The 22282-nt window shown below is 73.8% G+C and carries 18 protein-coding genes and 1 pseudogene; 10 read left to right on the top strand and 9 right to left on the bottom strand.

Annotation, left to right across the window (positions count from 1 at the left end):
• Window positions 1-256: 256 nt before the first annotated feature.
• Together ACFWEE_RS27620 and ACFWEE_RS27615 are read right to left on the bottom strand one after the other, a co-directional pair.
• Window positions 257-919, bottom strand: a complete 663-nt coding sequence (locus ACFWEE_RS27620; protein WP_386893101.1) for an SDR family NAD(P)-dependent oxidoreductase — start codon at window positions 917-919, stop codon at window positions 257-259.
• 176 nt (window positions 920-1095) lie between these two features.
• On the bottom strand, window positions 1096-3153 hold the full coding sequence (locus ACFWEE_RS27615) for an AAA family ATPase (protein WP_386893099.1): 2058 nt from the start codon (window positions 3151-3153) through the stop codon (window positions 1096-1098).
• 467 nt (window positions 3154-3620) lie between these two features.
• On the opposite strand from ACFWEE_RS27615, the gene ACFWEE_RS27610 reads away from it, so the two are divergent.
• The 4 genes from ACFWEE_RS27610 (at window position 3621) to ACFWEE_RS27595 (ending at window position 8332) form a co-directional block, all read left to right on the top strand.
• Complete coding sequence (locus ACFWEE_RS27610; protein WP_386893097.1) at window positions 3621-5648, top strand: NAD-binding lipoprotein; 2028 nt, start codon at window positions 3621-3623, stop codon at window positions 5646-5648.
• A 9-nt stretch (window positions 5649-5657) separates the two neighbouring features.
• Complete coding sequence (locus ACFWEE_RS27605) at window positions 5658-6356, top strand: TetR/AcrR family transcriptional regulator (protein ID WP_386893095.1); 699 nt, start codon at window positions 5658-5660, stop codon at window positions 6354-6356.
• Window positions 6357-6684: 328 nt separating this feature from the next.
• Window positions 6685-6843, top strand: a complete 159-nt coding sequence (locus ACFWEE_RS27600) for an SCO1431 family membrane protein (protein WP_386893093.1) — start codon at window positions 6685-6687, stop codon at window positions 6841-6843.
• Between the two features lie 316 nt (window positions 6844-7159).
• Window positions 7160-8332: an acyl-CoA dehydrogenase family protein gene (locus tag ACFWEE_RS27595; RefSeq protein WP_386893092.1), complete on the top strand. Its 1173-nt coding sequence runs from the start codon at window positions 7160-7162 to the stop codon at window positions 8330-8332.
• Between the two features lie 479 nt (window positions 8333-8811).
• Here ACFWEE_RS27595 and ACFWEE_RS27590 read toward each other — a convergent pair whose 3' ends face one another.
• The gene (locus tag ACFWEE_RS27590; RefSeq protein ID WP_386893090.1) at window positions 8812-9207 is read right to left on the bottom strand and encodes a hypothetical protein; all 396 of its coding nucleotides are present in this window, start codon (window positions 9205-9207) and stop codon (window positions 8812-8814) included.
• Window positions 9208-9584: 377 nt separating this feature from the next.
• On the opposite strand from ACFWEE_RS27590, the gene ACFWEE_RS27585 reads away from it, so the two are divergent.
• From ACFWEE_RS27585 to fxsA, 4 genes and pseudogenes are all read left to right on the top strand, one after another.
• A complete protein-coding gene (locus ACFWEE_RS27585) occupies window positions 9585-10025 on the top strand; it encodes an Lrp/AsnC family transcriptional regulator (protein WP_327174629.1) in 441 nt (146 codons plus the stop codon).
• 163 nt (window positions 10026-10188) lie between these two features.
• Window positions 10189-11835: an amidohydrolase gene (locus ACFWEE_RS27580; RefSeq protein ID WP_386893088.1), complete on the top strand. Its 1647-nt coding sequence runs from the start codon at window positions 10189-10191 to the stop codon at window positions 11833-11835.
• A 597-nt stretch (window positions 11836-12432) separates the two neighbouring features.
• Window positions 12433-13203 (top strand): annotated as a pseudogene (locus tag ACFWEE_RS27575) (polyprenol monophosphomannose synthase); the annotation flags it as partial.
• Window positions 13204-13574: 371 nt separating this feature from the next.
• The gene (gene fxsA / locus ACFWEE_RS27570; protein WP_386893086.1) at window positions 13575-14174 is read left to right on the top strand and encodes an FxsA family membrane protein; all 600 of its coding nucleotides are present in this window, start codon (window positions 13575-13577) and stop codon (window positions 14172-14174) included.
• Window positions 14175-14391: 217 nt separating this feature from the next.
• Here fxsA and ACFWEE_RS27565 read toward each other — a convergent pair whose 3' ends face one another.
• From ACFWEE_RS27565 to ACFWEE_RS27550, 4 genes are all read right to left on the bottom strand, one after another.
• Entirely contained in the window at window positions 14392-14766 is a 375-nt protein-coding gene (locus ACFWEE_RS27565; RefSeq protein WP_007262928.1) for an RNA polymerase-binding protein RbpA, read from the bottom strand.
• Window positions 14767-15031: 265 nt separating this feature from the next.
• A complete protein-coding gene (locus tag ACFWEE_RS27560) occupies window positions 15032-16414 on the bottom strand; it encodes an MFS transporter (protein WP_386893085.1) in 1383 nt (460 codons plus the stop codon).
• A gap of 49 nt (window positions 16415-16463) precedes the next feature.
• Entirely contained in the window at window positions 16464-17228 is a 765-nt protein-coding gene (locus ACFWEE_RS27555; protein WP_386893084.1) for a glycerophosphodiester phosphodiesterase family protein, read from the bottom strand.
• Window positions 17225-17908 carry a YitT family protein gene (locus ACFWEE_RS27550; protein ID WP_386893083.1) on the bottom strand — a complete coding sequence of 228 codons (684 nt, stop codon included), beginning with the start codon at window positions 17906-17908 and terminating at the stop codon, window positions 17225-17227. Before ACFWEE_RS27550 ends, ACFWEE_RS27555 begins: the two co-directional genes overlap by 4 nt.
• Window positions 17909-18008: 100 nt before the next feature.
• Between ACFWEE_RS27550 and ACFWEE_RS27545 the strand changes: the two genes are divergently transcribed.
• A complete protein-coding gene (locus ACFWEE_RS27545; protein WP_386893081.1) occupies window positions 18009-19508 on the top strand; it encodes a PLP-dependent aminotransferase family protein in 1500 nt (499 codons plus the stop codon).
• 91 nt (window positions 19509-19599) lie between these two features.
• Here ACFWEE_RS27545 and ACFWEE_RS27540 read toward each other — a convergent pair whose 3' ends face one another.
• Both ACFWEE_RS27540 and ACFWEE_RS27535 read right to left on the bottom strand, forming a co-directional pair.
• Window positions 19600-21204, bottom strand: a complete 1605-nt coding sequence (locus tag ACFWEE_RS27540; protein ID WP_386893079.1) for a hypothetical protein — start codon at window positions 21202-21204, stop codon at window positions 19600-19602.
• A 40-nt stretch (window positions 21205-21244) separates the two neighbouring features.
• On the bottom strand, window positions 21245-21439 hold the full coding sequence (locus tag ACFWEE_RS27535) for a hypothetical protein (protein WP_073722514.1): 195 nt from the start codon (window positions 21437-21439) through the stop codon (window positions 21245-21247).
• Window positions 21440-21820: 381 nt separating this feature from the next.
• On the opposite strand from ACFWEE_RS27535, the gene ACFWEE_RS27530 reads away from it, so the two are divergent.
• Window positions 21821-22213: an ankyrin repeat domain-containing protein gene (locus ACFWEE_RS27530; RefSeq protein ID WP_386893077.1), complete on the top strand. Its 393-nt coding sequence runs from the start codon at window positions 21821-21823 to the stop codon at window positions 22211-22213.
• The last annotated feature ends 69 nt before the right edge of the window (window positions 22214-22282 follow it).

The following is a 22282-nucleotide window of genomic DNA, read 5'->3' as shown; positions in this document are numbered from 1 at the left end:
CCGCGCGGGCCACGGTGAACGGGCCGGGCACGCGAGGGCGACGCACCGACGGCGGGTGGATGCCACGGCATCCGCCCGCCGTCGGCGTGTGACGGCGTCGTTCCCCCGGGAGCCCCCGCGGTCGCCCGCGCTCGCCGTTCGGGGGAGGGGACGGGAGTGCGGTGTCACGGGCCCGCACCCGGTCCGGGCCGCACCCGGTCCGGGCCCTGGTCCGGGTCCGGGTCCGTGCCCGCGCCCGGTCCGGGGCCGACTCCCGTCAGACCGCGGGCCGTACGCCGTGCACGACCTCGTGCTGCCAGCGCTCCCGCGGCTGGAGGTGCAGCTTCCAGTAGTGCTCGGCGATGTCGTCGGGGTCGTGGTCCGTGCCGGGCACGACCCGGTCGGGCACGGTCACCGACGCCACGTGGACTCCGGAGGCTCCGTAGGCGCCGTCCAGGAGTTCGACGAGATTGCGTACCCCGAGCTTGCCGAGCGACAGGCTGACGTGGGTGGGCTTGGCGCGGGGCATGCCGCCGGTGATGAGGATGGTCCCGCCGCCCCGGGCGGCCATGCCGGGAGCCAGGTGCGCGGCGGCGGTCAGCGCGCCCACGACGTTCACCGCCCAGGCGTCGAGCTGCCCCTGGGCGTCGAGTTCCCCGGGCGCGTCCGGGCGGATCAGCGCCGCGTTGTACACGAGGAGTCCGGTCGGCCCGTTCTCGGCCGCCGCCGTGTCCAGTGCGGCCCGCAACGCGGCCTCGTCCGTGCTGTCGGCGGTCAGCCCCAGCGCCTTCCGTCCGCTCCGTTCGAGCCGCTCGGTAGTGGCCCGGACGGTCTCGCCGCTCCGCGCGACCACCGTCACGGACATCCCCTCGCGGGCCAGCCGGTCGGCCACCGACGCCCCGATTCCGGGCCCCGCTCCGATCACCACTGCTGCCGGCATCTCTGTCCCTCCGTCCGTCCGGCGCGCCTCTCCCGGACGCCGGTACGTTCGAACCGAACGCCCGCCGCCGGTAGGCCATTCCCGGCGTGCGTGGCGAGCGGTGGAGCCCCAAGTCCGTTGCCGAGTCTCGTCGTTCGGCGTCCCGGATGCCCAACGGCTCGGGTACCCGCCGAGGGTTACGGCGCGTCGCCCAGCGCGGCCAGGGCCCGTTCGCGCTCCCACAGGGCGCCGCACACCAGGTCCGTGCCGAGGGCCAGATGGCGCCGGTAGGTGCTGAAGGGCAGCCCCAGCCGCTGCGCCGCGCTCTCCTGCGTCCTGACCCGCTGGAGGTACGTGGTCACCACGGCCTGGTGCGCCTTGCGGTGGAGTTCGTCCTTCCCCAGCTGCTCCACGGCCTCGGCGAGCAGCGCGCGCAGCAGGTCGGCGGGTTCGGCCTCGCTGGTGAGCGCCCGGTCGGCGAGGACACGGCTGCCGAGCAACGGGTTGCCGTTCAGCGCCCCGGGCCGGAGCACCGAGCGCAGCGCGTCACGGGCGGCGGCCAGGAAGTCCGTGCGCCCGAGGTCCTGGACGGCCGCGTCCGGGGTGCCGGTCGGCGTGCTCGCGTGCAGCGCGCCGGGCTGGGTGCGGTCGAACCAGATCTCCAGCGGGGTGACCCGCCAGTCGCAGCCGAAGGTGGCGAAGACACGGCCGAGGTCCCACGGCGCCTCGGCCACCAGGCGGTGTCCGAGGTGGTGCATCAGACCGCTCCACAGCGCGGCGTCCGGCGACACGATGAAGGACCAGGCGAGGTTGCGGGTGCGCATCCAGTCGCGGCAGATCCGCAGCTGCATCAGGTGCCCGACGGTCGATATCTCGCCGTAGGCCGCCGGGTGGACCATGAAGCGGCACATCAGCAGGTGCTGGCCGGGGTGGAGCGGGGAGGTGTCGGTGACGTGCCGCCAGGCCGCCGCCGCGACGGGGTCCGCCTCCGACCCCTCGCCGGGCGTGCTGAGGCGCAGCCAGGCCATGTACGCGACCAGCTCGCCGGTGCGCGCGGAGCGGTAGGCCCAGAAGTCGCCGGGGCGCCGTCGGAGCCAGTACCGCGCGATCCCGGCGGAGCGCTCACCCTCCGTCGCGGCCGTCATCCGGACGGCCGTGTCGTGCTCGTCGGGCCTCAACGGGCCTTCCCACGCGTCGCCTTCGCGGGTGATGCCGGAGAAGTACGCCCCCATGGGGCCGTAGCGCTTGAGGTGGGTGAGCGCCCGGATGGCGGCCATGGCCTCCTCCTCGGGCGCGGTGCGGGCGCGCTGCAGGAGGTGGTGGCCGACGCTGCGGTGCATCCGCTCGTACCCCTGGGCGTCCCGCCAGCGCAGATCGCGGTCGATCACCTCGGCGACCGTCTCGTGCAGGAACAGTCCGTGCCTGCCGAGTTCGGCGTACGGCAGGGAGCGCAGCCAGGCGAACATCTCGGCGGCGCTCTCCTCGCCGACCACCGAGCGCAGCAGGCCCTCGGTGGTGACGAGGGCGTGGGCCGCGGTCTCCAGCGCGAGGCGTTCGCGCGCGGGCGGGAGCTCGCCCACCAGCGAGGTCAGCAGGGCCGCGACGACGTCCGGCGTCGGTGACCAGTCCTCGGCCACCGGGGACTCCGTCACCGCGACGCTCGCGGCGAGGCTGAGCGCCAGGGGGTGTCCTCCGGCGAAGGCCAGGACGGCCTCCCGCAGGTTCGCGGGCACCCCGCGCCGTTCCAGCAGCGCCCGGGCGTCGCCGGTGTCCAGCGGGGCGAGCGGCAGCACCTCCAGTACGCCCTGCCACGCCAGGTCGTGGACCCAGCGGGTGTCCGGCGCCAGCCGGCCCGCCACCACCACGACCGAACCCTGGGGCAGTTCGGGCAGGTAGCTCTCCCGCAGCCAGTCCTCCAGGCCCTGGCAGTGCTCGAAGGCGTCGACCAGCAGCACGGTCGGCTCGGCGGAGTCCACCTTGGCGGCCTCGGCCTCGAACCCCGCCGGTGACGGGTCGATGTGGTGGCCGTCCACCCGGGCGAGGCGGCGTCCGGCGGTCAGCGCCTCGTCGGCGAACCGTCTCAGCAGTGTCGACTTGCCGACCCCGGCGGGCCCGTGGACGAAGAGGACGGACGGAGCGGAAGGATCCGCCGTCAGCGCCGCGCGGAACCGGCCGAGTTCGTGGGAGCGCCCCACGAAGGCCCGCTCGCGGGCCGTGGTCAGGCGGTCGGACAGCTGAGGACGCCCGTTGTGCATGGCCGCAACCTAACATGGTGCACCGATATGACCCGAACGTGATTTCGATTGCGAGGACGTCCGGTGTTCCGGTGGATGACTCCGGCGCACGGAACCCATCGGCTCGTACCGCCCGGACGAAAAGGGGGAGGAGGGCGACGGCTCCGGCACGCTCCCGCGCGCCGGAGCTCTCCGGGCCTCCTCGGCGCCGACGGACCTGACGCCGGTACGGAGCGTAGCGGTGACGGCCGCTCACCTCGGTGCTCACCGGCCGTCAGGTGCGTGCCCAGTCGTGTTCCACCGGGTAGAGCGGGAGCTCCGCCCCGTCGGCCCGAAGTATCCGCTCGAAAGGGTGAACCTGCCCTCGAATGCGGCGTGTCCCGACATCGCAGGCACCACGGTGCGGAAGGGGCGGGTGGTGCCGTCACCTCCGCGCCGGGCGCGGGCAGCGCGGGAGCGGGCGTGAGGGGAGTGACCGGGGAGTGACCGTGGAACCAGTCAAGGGGAGGCCACCGGCACCGCTGCGGGACCGGGCGCGCTACTTGTTCGACCGGACGCTGGCGCGGTCCACCGGCACCCTGATGGGCTGGCTGGTCCTCATCTGCCTGGCCGTCGTGGTCCCGGTGAGCACGGTGCTGGTGTGGACCGACCCCGCCGCGCCCCGGTCGCTCGCGGACCGGCTGACCGCCGTGTGGCGGACCAGCGCGGAGACGCTCCGCCTGGGCTCGGCCACCGGCGCCCCGCTCCGGCTCGCCCTGTCGGCCCTGCTCGGGCTGGTCGCCCTGCTCGGCGTCTCCACCCTGGTCGGGGTGGTCACCACCGGCCTCGCCGACCGCATGGCGGAGCTGAGCCGGGGCCGGTCGCGGGTCCTGGAGCACGGGCACGTCGTCGTGCTCGGCTGGTCGGACCAGGCGACCACGGTGGTGAGCGAGCTGGTGGCGGCCCAGGCACCGCACCGGCCCCGGGCCGTCGTGCTGCTCGCCGACCGGGACAAGGCCGAGATGGAACGCGCCCTCGCCGCCCACCTCCCACTGTGCGCCCGGGGGCGGATCATCTGCCGCAGCGGCCCCGCGAGCGATCCCGAGGTGCTCGCGCTCGTCAGCCCGCACACCGCGAGCACCGTGCTGGTGCTGCCCTCGGGGGAACCGGCGGCGGACGCGGAGGTGCTGCGGGTGCTGCTGTCGCTGCGCGCCGTGCTCGGCGAGGGCACCGACGGGCCGCCGGTGCTCGCCGCGGTGCGCGACGACCGGTACCGCGCCCCCGCCCGACTGGCCGCCGGGCCGCGCGGCACGGTCCTGGAGACCGACACCGTCACCGCCCGGCTGATCGCCCAGTGCGTCGGCAGGCCCGGACTCTCCCTCGTACTCCGCGACCTCCTCGACTTCGCCGGTGACGAGTTCCACCTCGCCGACGCCACCGCCTTCCACGGGGACACCTTCGGCACGGCGCTGCTGGGCCACCCGGACTCCTGTGCGGTCGGTCTGCTCACCCCCGACGGCCGTACGCTGCTCAACCCGCCGGCCGAGACCCCGGTCGAGCCGGGCAGCCGCCTGATCGTGCTCGCCCTCGACGACGCCGGCACACGGGTGGAGGACTGCCGGCATCTGGTCGATCCCGCCGCGACCGCCACGGACGACCCCCCGCCCGACGACGACCCGACCCGCCTGCTGGTGCTCGGCTGGAACCGGCGCGCCCCGCTCGTCGTCGGCCAGCTGCGGGACACGGCCCGCCCCGGCTCCGTCCTGGACGTGATCACCGACAGCACCGTCCCCGCACCGAGGGAACCCGTGAGCGGGACGCCCACGACACCCCCGTCCACGAACGGCACACCCGAAGGCGCGACCGTACGGTTCCGGTCCGCCGAGCTGTCGAGGCCCGACGCCCTGCTCGGGCTCGACCTCACCCCGTACGACGGACTGGTCGTCCTCGGACCCGATCCGGGCGACGGTCCCGACCGGCCCGACGACTGGACCCTCGTCACCCTGCTGGCCCTGCGGCTGCTGGAGGAGCGCGCCGGACGGGAGCTGCGCGTCGTCACCGAACTCACCGACGACCGCAACCGCCCGCTGGCTCCCGTCAACCACGGCTCCGACGTCATCGTCAGCGGCAAACTGACCGGACTGCTGATGGCCCAGATCACCCAGAACCGGCATCTCGCCCCGGTGTTCGACGAGCTGTTCTCCGGAGACGGCGCGAACGTCCTGCTGCGCCCCGCCGGTACGTACGTCCGTACGGGCGCCGAGACCACCTTCGCCACCGTCGTCGCAGCCGCCCGCGACCGGGGCGACTGCGCGATCGGCTACCGCTGCCTCGACCGCTCCGCCCCCGGTACGGACCACGGCGTCCGGCTCAACCCGCCCAAGGGCGAGCGGCGCGTGTGGAGCGCCGGGGACCAGGTGGTCGTGGTGGGGACGCCCCCGGGGAACACCGCCGCCACCGCCCGGTCCGGACCGTCGCGCCGGGGCGCGTACCGGGACACCTGCCGGGCCGATCCCCTGGGCAAGGGCCGCCCTTAGACTTGCTGGGTGGACGGGTCTATGGGGTTGCGAGAGCGCAAGAAGCAGCGGACGCGGGAGACCATTTCCGAGGTCGCGATCGCGCTGTTCCTGGAGCACGGATTCGACCAGGTCTCCGTCGCCGACGTCGCCGCCGCCGCGGAAGTCTCCAAGCCGACGCTCTTCCGGTACTTCCCCACCAAGGAGGACCTGGTCGTCCAGCGTTTCGCCGACCACCAGGACGAGGCCGCCGAGGTGGTGCGGAACCGTCCGGCCGGAGTCGGCCCGCTCGACGCCCTGCACCGGCACTTCGTGGAAGGGCTGGAAGCCGGAGACCCCGTCACGGGACTCAGCGACCACGAGGCCGTCCTCTCCTTCCACCGCCTCCTCTACTCCACCCCCGGTCTCGTGGCGCGTTCCGCGCAGTACCTCGCCCGGGCCGAGGAGGAGCTGGCCCGCGCGCTCGCCGAAACGCTCGGCGAGGAGTCCCGGGAGGTCACGCCCCGATTGCTGGCCGGCCAACTGGTCGCCACCCAGCGCATCCTGGCCATGACGAACTGGCAGCGGATCGTGGACGGCAGGTCCGCGCAGGACGTCCGCCCCGAAGCCCTCGCCGACGCCGACCACGCCTTCTCCCTGCTGAGCCGAGGTCTCACCACCCTCGGGGCCACCCCCGAGACCGCGCACGCAGCGCCGACCGACCGCGGCGACGCTCCGACCACCGGCTGAGGCCCCGGCCGCCCGTCGCCCCCTGCACCCGGCGCCCCGCGCACGCCATCCCGCGCCCACCGCTCCCGCGCACGCCATCCCGCGCCCACCGCTCCCGCGCACGCGACCCCCTGGCGCGCCGCGCACCCGCCTGTGGCGTCCGGCACAGCCGCCGCCCCGCACCGGGCGCCCCTCGGCGTCCCTCCCCTTGTGCCCGCTGGTCCGTCCCCGCCCCGGCGACCGGGGCGCGGCGAGCACGGTGACGGGGATCTCCTTCCGCAGGGCACCGTCTCTCGGGCACTGTGGTGCGGTCGGGGGACACCACAGCCGTACGACCGAGCGAGATGCCATGACCGCGACCACCGCAGCCGCCGACCAGCTCCACCTCTCCCGCCGCGCCCGTACCGGAGGCCCGGGGGAGCGGGGCCCGAAGGTCCTGGAACACGTCCTCGGCTGGACCCTCGTCGTCGTCCTCGCCCTCCTCGTCACCCGGGCCGGACTCATGTGACCTCCGCCGACGGCCGCCGACCGTGGTGCGCGTGGACGGCCGACCGTGGTGCGCGTGGCGGCCCGCCGCGACGCGCGCGGCCGGCGTACGGCCTCTGCTGACGGTTGATCAAGGTCCCCGCGACCCCGTGACGGCGGCGCCCCGATCGTGCATACTCGACGCGCCACAGCCGCTGACCGGCGTCTTCCGCGATCCGGAAGGGCAGGATCGGTTGGGCACGCACCGCTTGTGCCGGGCCCCGCCCGGACCACTCGGCGAGCGGTTCCCCACCCCGGGCCCGCCCGCCGTCACGCCCGACAGGGAGGAGAGCGCCGTCATGCCCGACCGAGCCCCGCAGCAGGTGGAACGCCGTCTGCCCACCGAGGAATCCCGGCAACTGCTCACGCTGGTCCGCGACATCGTCGCCCACGAGATCGCGCCCCGGGCGGCCGACGAAGAAGAGGCGGGCCACTTTCCGCGCGAACTCTTCTCCCTCCTGTCCGCGTCGGGTCTGCTGGGTCTGCCGTACGACTCCGACTTCGGCGGCGGCGACCAGCCGTACGAGGTCTACCTCCAGGTCCTGGAGGAACTGGCAGCCGCCCGGCTGACCGTGGGACTCGGCGTCAGCGTCCACTCGCTCGCCTGCCACGCGCTCGCCGGGTTCGGTACCGAGGAGCAGCGGAAGGCGCATCTGCCCGCGATGCTCTCCGGCGGACTCCTGGGCGCCTACTGCCTCTCCGAGCCCGCGTCCGGATCCGACGCCGCCTCGCTGCACACCCGGGCGGTGAAGGACGGCGACGACTGGGTCCTCACCGGTACCAAGGCGTGGATCACCCACGGCGGCATCGCCGACTTCTGCACGGTGCTCGCCCGCACCGGCGTCGACGGACCCCGGGGCATCACCGCCTTCCTGGTCCCCGGCGACGCCGAAGGGCTGAACGCGGCGGCCCCCGAGCGGAAGATGGGCATGAAGGGATCGCCCACCGCCCAGCTCAACTTCGACGGCGTACGGGTCCCGGACGCCCGCCGGATCGGGGAGGAGGGGCAGGGCTTCGCCATCGCGCTCTCCGCGCTCGACTCCGGCCGCCTGGGCATCGCCGCCTGCGCGATCGGCGTCGCCCAGGCCGCGCTGGACGAGGCCGTCGGATACGCCACGGACCGGCGGCAGTTCGGACGCCCGATCGCCGACTTCCAGGGGCTGCGCTTCCTGCTCGCCGACATGGCCACCCAGATCGAGGCCGGCCGGGCGCTCTACCTGGAGGCCGCCCGGCTCCGCGACGCCGGACAGCCCTTCTCCCGGCAGGCCGCCATGGCGAAGCTGTTCTGCACGGACGCGGCCATGCGCGTCACCATCGACGCCGTGCAGGTACTGGGCGGCTACGGCTACACCCGCGACTTCCCCGTCGAACGCCTGATGCGGGAGGCCAAGGTGCTCCAGATCGTGGAGGGCACCAACCAGATCCAGCGGATGGTCATCGCCCGCCACCTCGCCGGCCCCGAATCGCACTGATCCGCTGGGGCAGCCCCGACCACACCGGCGTGGTCGCGATCCGGGTCCACTCCTGGTCGTGACCGCCCGGCAGGGTGCGCCCGGAACCCTCCCAGTCGCGCAGGAGCGCGACGTAGATGGGGGGATCGGCGGGCGGGGAGAGGACGGCGGGCGGGGTCCGGACCTCGGGAGGCAAGACCCCGCGGCGCGCCTCCGCCGGGGGAGCGCCCGCACCGGGGCGGGCGGCGGGTGCCGGCTCCGGGCGGGGCGGCGCCGTGAGCCGGGGAACCGATTCTTCGGATGGCGGTGCGACGAGACGGCGACGACCGGAGCCCGCCGCGGTGTCCGGGATGGTCATACCGGACCAACGCCCGGGGCGGCGCCGGGTCACTGTGCGAAAGAGGCGCGCGGGTGTTCGACCCGGTGCGGAGACCGGTACCCGCACCACGTCGGCGGCGCCGTCGCGGTGCGCGGGGTACGGGCTCGGCGGACTTCGGGACTCAGGCGGCGCGGCGCATCTGCGGCATGCGCATCGGGCGTGAGCCGGGGCCCCCGGCGTGCGAGAAGGGCTGCATGCGCCAGTCGAGTCCCTGGGGGAGCGTCAGCAGCAGCGCGGTCTCCTGCTCCTGCGCCTCCAGCGTCTCGTCGGCGGGCTCGGCCTCGGCGGCGTCGCGGCCCGTGCCGGCGCAGACGGTGAGCACGAACGGGTTCCAGGGGGTCGGGCAGAGTGCGTGCTCGGGGAACACGTCCTCGTCGGCCAGGAGCGCGATCGGCTGCTCGCAGTCCGGGCAGAAGACCCGGTACATCTCAAAGGTGTCGTACGCGTCGGACACGCTGTCCTCGTCCGTATCGACGGGCTCCGGTTCGCTGTGACCGGTGAGCTTCAGGCTCTGCATGGGAAATCCCCCCTCAGTGGGCCGGTGAGGCACTGTGGCCTCGACCACAGCAAGCACTTCCCTCCGTGACTCCGCCGTAACCGCCACCGGGGTCGACAACAGGCGGTAAACATGTGGCCTTGGTCACACGGGGCACGCAAGGGCCCTTCCGGCCTTCTCCGGGCCGCCCTCCGGGCAGCCGGGCGGGTGCCCGCGAAGCCGCGCAGGGCCTGCGAAACCAGGGGTGCCCGGAGGGCGTTCCGTGAGAAATATGCAGCTATGTCCGGCGTGGAAACGATGCTCCGCCCCGCGTCCGTACGCCTCGGGCACCCCGCGGTGGGTCCGCCGGGCGTGTCGCGGGACTTTGCGGACAGGAGCCTGGGCAATAGGTTGACCGCATGGAGGAGCTGGACCGTCAGATCGTGGAGTTGCTCGTCAAGGACGGGCGGATGAGCTACACCGACCTGGGCAAGGCCACGGGCCTGTCCACATCGGCCGTTCATCAGCGTGTCCGCAGGCTGGAGCAGCGCGGGGTGATCCGGGGTTACGCCGCGGTCGTCGACCCCGAGGCCGTCGGCCTGCCCCTCACCGCGTTCATCTCGGTGAAACCGTTCGACCCCAGCGCTCCGGACGACATCGCCGAGCGGCTCACCGGCGTGCCCGAACTGGAGGCCTGCCACAGCGTCGCCGGGGACGAGAACTACATCCTCAAGGTGCGGGTGGCCACGCCGCTGGAGCTGGAGCACCTGCTGACCCGCATCCGCTCGCTGGCCGGGGTCTCCACCCGGACCACGGTGGTCCTGTCCACCCCGTACGAAGCCCGGCCGCCGCGCATCTGACCGGTCGGGCGCGGGGCGTAGGCCGGTCCGCGCCGGTTCCCGGGCCGTGTCCGGCCACACGCGGTCGTACACGACCGGTCCGGTCCGTCTCTTCCCGCGTCGGGCGCGCCGTCCCGGGAGGGGCGCGGACGGGCGCCGAGGGGGCACGCGGGAGACTGGTCCCATGACCCAGAGCACCGCCCCCCTGAGCGCCCCCGAACACCGCACCGTGCTGCTGCGCGGTGGAGACGTCCACAGCCCCGCAGACCCGTTCGCCACCGCGATGGTCGTCGAACGAGGGCATGTCGCCTGGGTGGGATCCGAGGGGGCCGCCGACGCGTTCGCGGGCGGCGCCGACGAGGTCGTCGACCTGGAAGGCGCCCTGGTCACCCCCGCCTTCACCGACGCCCACGTGCACACCACCTCCACCGGTCTCGCGCTCACCGGGCTCGACCTGTCCGGCGCCCGCGGCCTCTCCGAGGCGCTGGACCTCGTCCGCGCCTTCGCCGACGGCCGGCCCGCCGACGCGGTCCTGCTCGGCCACGGCTGGGACGCCGCGCGCTGGCCCGAGCGGCAGCCCCCGTCCCGCCGCGAGCTGGACGAGGCGGCCGGCGGCAGGGCCCTCTACCTGACCCGCATCGACGTGCACTCCGCGGTCGTCACCACGGCCCTGCTGGACCGCGTCCCGGGGGTCACGGCCCTGTCCGGCTACCGCGCCGACGGCCCGCTGACCGGCGACGCCCACCACGCGGTACGCGCCGCCGCGCACGCCTCCGTCACCGCGCGGCAGCGGGCGGACGCCCAGCGCGCCGCCCTGCGCCACGCCGCCTCGCTCGGCATCGGCACCGTCCACGAGTGCGGCGGCCCCGACATCTCCGACGAGGACGACTTCACCTCGCTGCTGGCCCTGGCCGGAGCCGAGCCCGGCCCCCGGGTCCTCGGGCTCTGGGCCGAGCACGTCGAGGACGGGAAGGGTGCCGCGCGCATCCGCGAACTCGGTGCCCACGGCGCCGCCGGGGACCTGTTCGCGGACGGTTCACTGGGCTCGCACACCGCCTGTCTGCACGAGGCCTACGCCGACGCCCCGCACACCGGCTCCGCCCACCTGGACGCCGCGCGCATCGCCACCCACGTGGCGGCCTGCACCGAAGCGGGGCTCCAGGCCGGGTTCCACGCCATCGGCGACGCCGCGATCACCGCCGTCGTGGACGGCATCCGCGCCGCCGCCGAGCGGGTCGGCCTGGCCCGCGTGCGGGCCGCGCGTCACCGCGTCGAGCACGCGGAGATGCTCACCCCGCAGACCATCGCCGCCTTCGCCGAACTCGGCCTGACCGCCTCCGTGCAGCCCGCCTTCGACGCGGCCTGGGGCGGCGAGGACGGCATGTACGCCCGGCGCCTGGGCGCCGAGCGCGCCGCCGGCCTCAACCCCTACGCGGCCCTGCTGCGTGCGGGCGTACCGCTCGCGTTCGGCTCGGACAGCCCGGTCACCCCGCTCGACCCCTGGGGCACCGTGCGGGCCGCCGCCTTCCACCAAAACCCGGAGCACCGGATCTCGGTGCGCGCCGGATTCACCGCCCACACCCGGGGTGGCTGGCGTGCCGCGGGCCGCGACGACGCGGGAATCCTGGTGCCCGGGGCTCCGGCCGACTACGCGATCTGGCGTACCTCGGAACTGGTCGTCCAAGCGCCCGACGACCGGGTCGCCCGGTGGTCGACCGACCCCCGCTCCGGCACCCCTGGCCTGCCCGATCTCTCCCCGGCGGCCGATCTCCCGGTCTGCCTGAGCACCGTCGTGGGCGGACAGACTGTCTACGTACGACCGAACGAGTGATGAGGCGATCTTCCGTACCGCCGATCGATGGGGGGAGTGGTCGCACGCGACCTGCGGATCTTCGCCGCTGACCAGGCAATTTGAGGCAAGACCGCAGGTCGGACCGTTGTTGACAGAAAGCGGTCACCGGCCGGTAGGTTCGGCCGGGTCCACCACAGGACGTCCACCGGTCGAACCTCCATGCAGTCGTCGAACGCCGCTGGGTCACGGGGTGGTGAGCCGCACCGGCCCACCATCACTGACAGCCAGGTTCAGCGCCCGCGCCTCGGGGGCGAGGGAAGGTTTCGCCGGTCGGCGGGTGCGACCCGGGTGGGGCCCGGACGTCCAGTAGACAACGGCTTTCGGTCGACCCGCAGCCAGCGGGCGCCAGGTCGGCCCGAAGGGCGCCGGGCCCCGATCCGCAGGACCGCCGCCGGTGCGGGGGACCGGTGCTTCGCCCGCCGTTCACCGGAAAGCCACCGGGGCCCGGCGCTGATCTGTCCTCACTTCCACGGGTCTGTCCCACGGTCCGGGCGCCGCCTCGCGCCCGGGGCGCACGACGGGTCCCGGACGGTCGATATGGTGTGCATCTGCGTACGGACCTTTAAGGGGCAGTTAGTGAACGACGGCGGTCAGCGGCGGTACGACCCGCTCGGCAGAGTCCTGGTGATCATCCCGACCTACAACGAGGCCGAGAACATCAAGCCGATCGTCGACCGGGTGCGTTCCGCCGTCCCGGAGGCCGACATCCTGGTCGCCGACGACAACAGCCCCGACGGCACCGGCAAGATCGTCGACGAGATCGCGGCCGAGGACGGCCACGTGCACGTGCTGCACCGCAAGGGCAAGGAAGGGCTGGGCGCCGCCTATCTGGCCGGATTCGGCTGGGGCGCCGAGCACGGCTACGGCGTACTCGTCGAGATGGACGCGGACGGCTCCCACCAGCCCGAGGAGCTGCCCCGCCTGCTCACCGCCCTCAAGGGCGCCGACCTCGTCCTCGGCTCGCGCTGGGTGCCGGGCGGCCGAGTGGTGAACTGGCCCAAGAGCCGGGAGATGATCTCCCGCGGCGGCAGTTTCTACTCGCGGCTCGCGCTCGGCCTCGACGTGCGCGACGTGACCGGCGGCTACCGGGCATTCCGCACCGAAACCCTCAAGGGGCTCGGCCTGGACGAGGTCGCCTCCCAGGGGTACTGCTTCCAGGTCGACCTGGCCCGCCGCGCGGTGGAGGCCGGATTCCACGTGGTGGAGGTCCCGATCACCTTCGTGGACCGGGAGATCGGCGACTCCAAGATGAGCCGCGACATCCTGGTCGAGGCGCTGTTCCGGGTCACCGGCTGGGGCATCACCGCCCGGACCAACAAGGTCACCGACAAGGTGCTGGGCCGCAGGCCCGCCCGTCCGGCCGACGCCGCCGACCCGGAGGCCCCGGCCGAGGACGCCACCGCCGAGGACGCCACGGCCAAGGGCAACCCGGCCGTGGACAACCGGGCCGAGGACTCCACGGTCAAGGACAACCGGGCCGAGGACGCCACCGCCGAGGACGCGCCGAGCGCCGCCCCCCGGGACACCGCCGCTCCGGAAGCCCCGGCCACTCCGGAAGCCCCGGCCGCCACCGCTCCGGACACCGACCCCTCCTGACGCGCGCGCCGCTCCGGGAGCGGAACCCGGGGCGGACGATCCCGGGGCGGTGACGCCCCGGGCGTTCCGGGCCGGACCCCCCGCCCGTGCCGCTCGTACCGCCGTGCAGGCACACTGGGGGCATGACGACCGGCACACCGCCCCCGAACCGTCCCCGGCGCTCGCGCGTCCGCAGATTCCTGCCGCTGTCCATCGCCGCCTGGCTGGTGCTGGAGATCTGGCTGCTGATCCTGGTGGCCGACGCGGCCGGCGGGTTCACCGTGCTGCTGCTCCTGGTGGCGGGTCTCGTGTGCGGCGCGGCCGTGGTCAAGAAGGCGGGGCGCCGCGCCTTCTCGAACCTCTCCGAGACTCTCCGGCAGACGCCGGGACAGCCCGGCGACGGGGCGGAGCGGCCGGAGCCGCGACCGGCGGCCCGGGGCAACGGCTTCCTCATGCTGGGCGGGATCCTGCTGATGGTCCCCGGCATGCTTTCGGACCTGGCCGGCCTCCTGCTCCTGGTGCCGCCCGTGCGCAAGGCCCTCAGCGGCTTCACCGAGCGGGCCGTGGAGCGCCGGATGAGCGCCGCTGCCTCCGGAAGCCTCTCCGGTGCGTTCCAGCAGGCCCGTATGCACCGCCCGGACGGGAAGGTGGTCCAGGGCGAGGTCATCCGTGAGGACGGCACGCCGCCGCCCCCGCACGGCGACGACGGAACCCGGGGCCCCCGACCCCCGCTGACCCCCTGAGGGACCTGCGGGACCCGCGGGGGACCCACGAAACCCTGAGGGACCTCCGTGAGCCCCGAGGGGACCTACACAACCCTGTAGGGCTGCGGGGCCGAAACCCGAGTGACCCGCGGGACCGGCACGCACAAAGCCGCGGGCCGTGACACAGAAGACGTGTCACGGCCCGCGGCTGTAGTGGCCGCATGCGGTGCGGCCGTCCGTTCGGTGCTCGCGCGGATCAGGCGGACTTCCTGCTGTCCCGCGGGTGCACGGCGATGTTCATGGCACCGGAGCGCAGGACCGCCAGCCTCTCGGCCAGCACCTCCTCCAGCTCCTCGCGGGTGCGCCGCTCCATGAGCATGTCCCAGTGCGTACGCGCAGGCTTGCCCTTCTTCTCCTCGGGGCCATCCCCGTCCACCAGAAGTGCCATGGCGCCACACGCCTTGCACTCCCACTCCGGCGGAATTTCCGCCTCTACCGAGAAGGGCATCTCAAATCGATGCCCGTTCTGGCATGCGTACTCCACCGCCTGGCGCGGGGCCAGATCGATGCCGCGGTCCGTCTCGTAGCTGGTAACCACGAGTCGCGTGCCGCGGAGAGCTCGCTCACTCATGAATCGTGCCTCCCGGGCTTGTCGCCCACAGGACAGGTGTCGCTGTCGTCGTCATCCGTTCAACGTCCGCTCGGCGGTAAAGATTCCCGTTGCCGGCCACGCGTCGCCCGTCTTGCCGCTGCTGTATCAGGGTTGAATACCCACCGCTGCCCGGTTTGTCACTTTTGAACGGATGTGTCACCCAACAGTTTGACGTCATCCACGCGCAGTAACGGTCTTTCCGGGCAGGCCAAAGGCGTACACTACCGGCCTTTTACTTCAACGTCTAAATCCGTTCCGGTACGGGATTGCCCGCGGCGGCCACGGCGGCCCGTACCGGCACCCTGGCGAGCAGCACCGAACCGATGACGAAGAACACCACCAGCGAGATGATCGCCTGCCGGTAGCTGCCGGTCAGCTGGTACGCCAGGCCGAACACCAGCGGTCCCAGCCAGCTCAGCCCGCGGTCGCTCATCTCGTACGCGGAAAAGTACTCGGCTTCCTTGCCGCGCGGGACCAGATGCGAGAAAAGGGAGCGGGAGAGGGCCTGGCTCCCGCCGAGGACGAGCCCGATCGCCGCCGCCAGGACGTAGAAGAAGACCGGTGCCCCGGACGGCAGGAACCAGGCGGCGACCAGGATCAGCGTCCAGACCACCAGCGACGCCAGGATCGTGCGCTGCGCGCCGTACGTCCGGGCGAGCCGCCCCATCCCGAGCGCGCCCGCCACCGCCAGGATCTGCACCAGCAGGACGGCGGTGATCAGCGTCGTCTGGTCGAGGCCGAGTTCCTCGGAGCCGAACACCGAGGCCTGGGTGATGACGGTCTGCACCCCGTCGTTGTAGACGAGGTACGCCAGCAGGAAGGCGAGCGTCAGCGGGTGGCGCCGCATGTCGCGCAGGGTGCTGAGCAGTTGCCGCCAGCCCGAACCGACGGCCCCCTCGCCGCCCGGCGCCGTCCGGCGGTCGCGCAGCCTGCGCAGCGGCACCACGGTGAAGGCACCCCACCACAGACCGGCGGAGGCCAGGCAGATGCGCACCGACTCCGACTCGGTCAGGCCGAAGGAGTCGTGCCCGGAGTAGAGGATCAGGTTGAGGACGAGGACGAACGCGCCCGAGGTGTAGCCGAACGCCCAGCCCCGCGAGGAGACCGCGTCCCGCTCGTCGGCTTCCGCGATCTGCGGCAGGTAGGAGTTGTAGAGCACCATCGACACCGAGATCGCCGCGTTGGCCACGATCAGCAGGACGGCGCCGAGCAGATACCGGTGGCCGTCCAGGAAGAACATCCCGGTCGTGGCCGCCGCACCCGTGTACGCGGCTGCCGCGAGCAGCGGCTTCTTGCGGCCCGACCGGTCCGCCGCCGCACCCACGATCGGCATGAGCACGACCGCCAGGATCACCGACGCGGAGACCGCGTACGCGAAGAGCGACCCGGCCCGCACGGGTATGCCGAGAGGATGGACGAACCCCTCGGAGTCGGAGGCCGCCTTCGCCACCGAGGTCAGATAGGGCCCGATGAAGACGGTGACCACGCTCGTGGAGTAGACCGAACACGCGAAGTCGTAGAAGTACCAGCCCCGTTGCTCCCGTCTGCGGGCGACGGCCCGTGCCGCGTCCGCCGGTCGCCCGTCCGGTTCCGCCGGTTCCGCCGTTCCTGTGGTTCCGGTGCTCAACCCGCGCCCCCTGCTCGGTCTGTTCCGTCCGTGTCCGGCCGGACCGGCGTCAGGACCAGGTCCCGCGCTCGCTCAGCACCGTACGCAGCGTTCCGATGTGATCGGTCATGATGCCATCCACGCCGAGGTCGAGAAGAGCGGTCATCTCGTCCGCCTCGTCGATCGTCCAGACATGGACCTGGAGGCCCAGCGCGTGCGCGGTACGGACGAAACGGCGGTCGACGACCCGGACGCCGTTCTGGCTCACCGGCACCTGCGCGCACACCGCGCCCCGGCGCAGCGGCGCCGGGATCCCGAACGAGCGCAGGCGCAGGGCCAGTACGCCCCGCACGCCGTACGACGTGGCCAGGCGGGGGCCGGCGAGCCGCTGCGCGCGGGCCACCCGGGCCTCCGAGAACGAGCCGACGCACACCCGGTCCCAGGCGTCCGTCCGGCGGATCAGCGCGAGCAGGGGTTCGAGCGAGGACGCGGCCTTCACGTCGACGTTCCAGCGGGCCTCCGGGAACTCCTCCAGCAGCTCCTCGAAGAGCGGCAGGGGCTCCCGGCCGTCCACCCGGGCCCGCCGCACCTCGCTCCACGGCAGGTCGGCTATCCGGCCCCCGGCGTCGGTGACCCGGTCCAGGGTCGGATCGTGGAAGGCGACGAGCCGGCCGTCCGCCGTGGTGTGCACATCGGTCTCGAAGTAGCGGTATCCCTCCGCCGCCGCCCGGCGGAATGCGGCGGCGGTGTTCTCCAGCCCGCCTGCCGCGCCGCCGCGGTGGGCGAACGGGATCGTCGACGGATGGTCGAGGTACGGGTGGCGTCCTGAGGTCACTGCGGAAGTATGGCCGCCTCCGGTGACCGCCCGGCAACGGCCCCGGTCGCTCCCGGCGACCCGGGGGCGGCGAACAGGCGCAGGAAGAACTGGGCGAGCGGCCCGATCGCCAGCGCGTACACGACCGTCCCGATCCCCAGCGAGCCCCCGAGCGCGAAACCGGCCGCCACGACCGCCACCTCGATCACCGTGCGCGCCAGGCGCACCGACCGGCCGGTCGCCCGGTGCAGACCGGTCATCAGCCCGTCGCGCGGCCCCGGACCGAACCGGGCCGTGATGTAGAGCCCGGTCGCCATCCCGTTCAGTACGACTCCGGCCACCATCACCGCGGTCCTGAGCACCCAGCCGTGCGCCTCGGGGACGAGCGCGAGGGTGGCGTCCATCGCCAGGCCCACCACGAAGACGTTGGAGACCGTGCCCAGCCCCGGGCGCTGCCGCAGCGGAATCCACAGCAGCAGCACGAGCGCGCCGACCGCGATCGACACCGTCCCGATGGCGACGCCGGTGAGCTCCGAGATCCCCTGGTGCAGCACGCCCCAGGGCTCCAGCCCGAGCCCGGCGACGACCAGCAGCGCCGAACTCACGCCGTACAGGACCAGTCCGGCGTAGAGCCGCACCAGACGGCGGGGGAGAGACCGGCGGGGGAGAGAGGAGTGGTGCGGGACGGCGGTGGCGGACATGGGTACCCCCTGCTGTGATGGTGGTGGACTGACTCATGTCACTCTGTGGCGGGAGATTGGCCGCCAGCCATGGCCAATCCGAGGAAGGTGGACTGATTTCATGGCTCAGTGGACTTCGACCGTGGGAGCCGCCCAGCTCGCGCGCCAGCTCCAGGCCTCGCTCTCCCGCCCCAGCCTCCCCGGAGCCAGGAAACCGCCCGCCTATCGCGCGCTCGCGGACGGGGTACGGCTCCTCGTGCTGGAGGGCCGCGTGCCCGTCGCCGCGCGCCTGCCCGCCGAACGCGAGCTCGCCCTCGCCCTGGCCGTCAGCCGCACCACCGTCGCCGCGGCCTACGAGGCGCTGCGCACCGAGGGCTTCCTGGAGTCCCGGCGCGGCGCGGGCAGCTGGACCGCCGTTCCCGCGGGCAACCCGCTGCCGGCCCGGGGCCTGGAACCACTGCCCCCCGAGGCGCTCGGCGCGATGATCGACCTGGGCTGCGCCTCGCTGCCGGCCCCGGAACCCTGGCTGACCCGGGCCGTCCAGGGCGCCCTGGAGGAGCTTCCGCCGTACGCCCACACGCACGGCGACTACCCGGCGGGGCTGCCCGCCCTGCGCCGGATGATCGCGGACCGGTACACCGAGGACGGCATCCCCACCATGCCGGAGCAGATCATGGTGACCACCGGGGCGATGGGCGCCATCGACGCCATCTGCCATCTCTTCGCCGGGCGCGGCGAACGCATCGCCGTCGAGTCGCCGAGCTACGCCAACATCCTCCAGCTCATGCGGGAGACGGGCGCCCGGCTGGTGCCCGTCGCCATGCGGGACGGGCTCGGTGGCTGGGACATGAACCGCTGGCGCCAGGTCCTGCGCGACGCCGCCCCCCGCCTCGCCTACGTCGTCGCCGACTTCCACAACCCCACCGGCGCGCTCGCCGACGAGCAGCAGCGACGCGGCCTGGTGGAATCGGCGCGCTCGGCAGGCACGGTCCTGGTCGTCGACGAGACGATGCACGAACTGGCCCTCGACGAGGACGTGGAGATGCCCCGCAGGGTCTGTGCCTTCGACCCGGCGGGCAGCACGGTGATCACCGTGGGATCGGCCAGCAAGGCGTTCTGGGCCGGGATGCGGATCGGCTGGGTCAGGGCGGCGCCCGACACCATCCGCAGCCTGGTCTCCGCACGCGCGTACGCCGACATGGGTACGCCCGTCCTGGAGCAGCTCGCCATCAACTGGCTGCTGCGCACCGGCGGCTGGACCGAGGCGGTCGCGCTCCGGCGCGAACAGGCCCGGGACAACCGGGACGCCCTGGTCGCCGCGGTGCGCCGGGAGCTGCCCGACTGGGAGTTCCAGGTGCCGCGCGGGGGCCTGACCCTCTGGGTGCGCACCGGCGGGCTCTCCGGGTCGCGCCTGGCGGTGGCCGGCGAGCGGGTCGGCGTACGGGTGCCGTCCGGACCGCGCTTCGGGGTGGACGGGGCGTTCGAGGGATACGTGCGGCTGCCGTTCACGGTCGGCAGCCCGGTGGCGGACGAGGCCGCGGCGCGACTGGCCGCCGCGGCGGCACTGGTCCGGGCCGGGGCGGGGGCGGGCGCCGACATGCCGCGGACCTTCGTGGCCTGAGGCGCGCACCGGGCGGAACGGACGACGGGCGGGCCGGGACCCTCCGGTCCGTGCCCGCCCGCGGTGTGCGTCGCGCCCGTCGTACCGCCCGTCAGCCCTCCGCGACCGCCGGCAGCGGCGCCCGGAACGCGTCCCGCTTCTCGAAGGGGTCGTCCGCCGGCGCCCCGGGTGCCTCGGGGGCGGCGTCCCCGGCGGTGCGCTCCGGGAGCAGGGCGAGCACGGCCGCGCGGTCCGCCTCCGCGGCGGCCTCGTCGTACGGGTCGGGAGTGGCCGGGACCTGGAGCCTCAGCACCTCGCCCGCCCCCAGCCGCGCGTAGCCGCGTCCGGCGGGCACCCCGGGCACGGGCGTGGTGTGCGGTTCGGCGCCGAGGACGGCGGACACCTGCTCGCGCGAGGCGGCGCCGAGGACGGCGCGGGCCCGGGTGTGGGCCATTACGGCGTCCGAGAGGCCGTCCACGGCGTCGAACTGGTCGGCGAGCACCACGGTGACCCCGGCCGCCCGGCCGTGCCGCAGCGGCACCTGGAGAAGGTCCTGCGGGTCGGGCCGCCCGTCCGCCGCCGCCAGGTGCCCGAGGACGGACGGCCGGTCCAGCAGGATCCAGAGGGGCCGCCCGGTGGTCTCGGCGGCGGGGCGTCCGGCCTGGCGTTCGCGGTTGGCGTCGATGAGCCGCCGTTCCGTCTCGTGCGCCGCCCATTCGAGCGTCGCCAGCGCGCCCGCGAGCCCGCACTCGACGGCGAGGACGCCCTCGCGCCCGGCCAGGAAGCCGTACTCGCCGGTGCCGCCGCCGTCCACGACCAGCACGTCGCCGTCCCGGAGCGCCTGCAGCGCGATGGAGCGCAGCAGCGTCGTCGTCCCGCTGCCGGGCGTCCCGACGGCGAGCAGATGCGGCTCCGCGGAGCGGGGGCCCGTCCGCCAGACGACGGGAGAGGCGTCGTGGTGCTCGTCGCCGTCCTGGACCGGTACGGTGCGCCCGACCGCGCCCGGGTCGGTGAAGCCGAGGAGGGTCTCGCCCGGCGCGGTGACGAACCGCTGGGCGGCGATCGTGGCCGGGAGCGGGCCGAGCACGGTCATGGCGAGCTGGTTGGCCTCCTCGTCCCACGCGAAGTGGTACTCGCGGCCCCGGCCGGACTTGGCGTGCACCACCTGTTCGATCCGGGTCCGGGCCTCGCTCTCGCCGTCGGTGAACCAGGCCGGGTAGGTGACCCGGAGCCGGACGAGCCGGCCGTCGCCGTCGAAGGCCCAGTCGCCGAAGGGCTGCTCCCAGTCGCCGCCGTGGGCGAAGAGCGGCGCGGGGTCGTCCGCCACCGAGAAGTACGGGACCAGCGCCTCGTACAGGGTGCGCAGCCGGGTCTCCTCCGCCTCGCCCGGTCCGGTCTTCGCGGGGGTGCGGTCGCGGCCCTTCCATGCGGCGGCGCCCATCACCGCGATCAGGGCCAGCACCGGCCCGTGCGGGATGAGCGCCACCGCGGTCAGGCAGGCCGCGACGAGGAGCAGCTTGGAACCGCGCCGGTCCTTGGGCGTCGCGGCCCATCTCTGCCGTCCTGCGACGGCCAGCAGCCGCAGGCCACGGGTGACCGTGATCAGCGGGTGGAGGACGTCGGTGGCGCTGTCGGCGGCCGTGCGCGCGAGCTCGCGACCGCGAGTGATCGAAGCGCCGCCGCTGCTCAGAATGCGGGGAAGTGGTCGCCGGGCCACGTCTGTCTCCTGGGTGGGGGTGTGGGTTCGGTGCGGAGGGTCAGAACTTGATCCCGCCCAGCAGGCCGGCGAGGCTCGCCCCGCCCGCCGTGATGCTGGGCGCGATGGCGGTGCCGGCCAGGTAGAAGCCGAACAGGGCGCAGATCAGTGCGTGGGACGCCTTCAGCCCGTCCTTCTTGAAGAACAGGAAGACGATGATGCCGAGCAGTACCACGCCCGAGATGGAAAGGATCATGAGCGGTTCTCCTGGGTGAAGAGGGACGGTCACCATGAGTCCTTCCAGGCTCACCCGGTGTATCTATACGATAAAAGGTGCATTCGGGTGAGACAGTGATGTTTTCACCCGACCGGTCCAGGAAAGGTGGCCACTCGGCCGTACGCCGGGTGCGCCGGAACCCCGCCCCGGATGTGAGGAAGACCGCACCGGGAGGCGAGGGCGCGCGACGGGGCCCCGGCCCCACCGCACCCCCGGACCCGTCCCTCCGGATGTCCCGGACCCGCGCCGTTGCGGGGCAGTACCCTGTCGGTTTACCCGCGCGGCCCCCGGCCGTACGCCCCGGCCGGGCAGCGGCGACGACAACGGCAACGACAGCGGCCATGGAAGGCGGTCCGACCGATGAGCGAAACCCCCGACCCCGAGGTGGTCGAGCTGGCCACGAAGGTCTTCGACCTCGCCCGCCGCGGCGAGACGGACACCCTCGCCGCCTACGTGGACGCGGGCGTGCCCGCCGACCTCACCAACGACCGGGGCGACTCGCTGCTCATGCTCGCCGCGTACCACGGCCACGCCCCCGCCGTCACCGCCCTCGTCGCCCGGGGCGCCGACCCCGACCGCGCCAACGACCGGGGCCAGACCCCGCTCGCCGGAGCCGTCTTCAAGGGCGAGGACGACGTCATCGAGGCGCTGCTCGCCGCCGGCGCCGATCCCGCCGGAGGAACCCCCTCCGCGGTGGACACCGCGCGCATGTTCGGCAAGGCCGACCTGCTGGAACTCTTCGGTGCCCGCTGAGACCGCCGCCCGCGCGGGCGGCGCGGCCCACGACGACCGGTCCGTCGGAAATGTGGTCGCGGTGGCGAA

The sequence above is a fragment of the Streptomyces sp. NPDC060184 genome (assembly GCF_042728795.1).
Classification (GTDB): domain Bacteria; phylum Actinomycetota; class Actinomycetes; order Streptomycetales; family Streptomycetaceae; genus Streptomyces.
Note: the sequence above shows the minus strand (reverse complement) of the source record. Positions and strands in the feature narration are given on the sequence as shown.

Bases quoted from the DNA above. Each gene is read 5' to 3' on its own strand.
- ACFWEE_RS27590 (WP_386893090.1), bottom strand. From the start codon at position 9,207: ATGCAGAGCCTGAAGCTCACCGGTCACAGCGAACCGGAGCCCGTCGAT.
- ACFWEE_RS27595 (WP_386893092.1), top strand. From the start codon at position 7,160: ATGCCCGACCGAGCCCCGCAGCAGGTGGAACGCCGTCTGCCCACCGAG.
- ACFWEE_RS27530 (WP_386893077.1), top strand. From the start codon at position 21,821: ATGAGCGAAACCCCCGACCCCGAGGTGGTCGAGCTGGCCACGAAGGTC.
- ACFWEE_RS27615 (WP_386893099.1), bottom strand. From the start codon at position 3,153: ATGCACAACGGGCGTCCTCAGCTGTCCGACCGCCTGACCACGGCCCGC.
- ACFWEE_RS27585 (WP_327174629.1), top strand. From the start codon at position 9,585: ATGGAGGAGCTGGACCGTCAGATCGTGGAGTTGCTCGTCAAGGACGGG.
- ACFWEE_RS27600 (WP_386893093.1), top strand. From the start codon at position 6,685: ATGACCGCGACCACCGCAGCCGCCGACCAGCTCCACCTCTCCCGCCGC.
- ACFWEE_RS27550 (WP_386893083.1), bottom strand. From the start codon at position 17,908: ATGTCCGCCACCGCCGTCCCGCACCACTCCTCTCTCCCCCGCCGGTCT.
- ACFWEE_RS27580 (WP_386893088.1), top strand. From the start codon at position 10,189: ATGACCCAGAGCACCGCCCCCCTGAGCGCCCCCGAACACCGCACCGTG.
- ACFWEE_RS27545 (WP_386893081.1), top strand. From the start codon at position 18,009: ATGGCTCAGTGGACTTCGACCGTGGGAGCCGCCCAGCTCGCGCGCCAG.
- ACFWEE_RS27565 (WP_007262928.1), bottom strand. From the start codon at position 14,766: ATGAGTGAGCGAGCTCTCCGCGGCACGCGACTCGTGGTTACCAGCTAC.
- ACFWEE_RS27620 (WP_386893101.1), bottom strand. From the start codon at position 919: ATGCCGGCAGCAGTGGTGATCGGAGCGGGGCCCGGAATCGGGGCGTCG.
- ACFWEE_RS27535 (WP_073722514.1), bottom strand. From the start codon at position 21,439: ATGATCCTTTCCATCTCGGGCGTGGTACTGCTCGGCATCATCGTCTTC.
- fxsA (WP_386893086.1), top strand. From the start codon at position 13,575: ATGACGACCGGCACACCGCCCCCGAACCGTCCCCGGCGCTCGCGCGTC.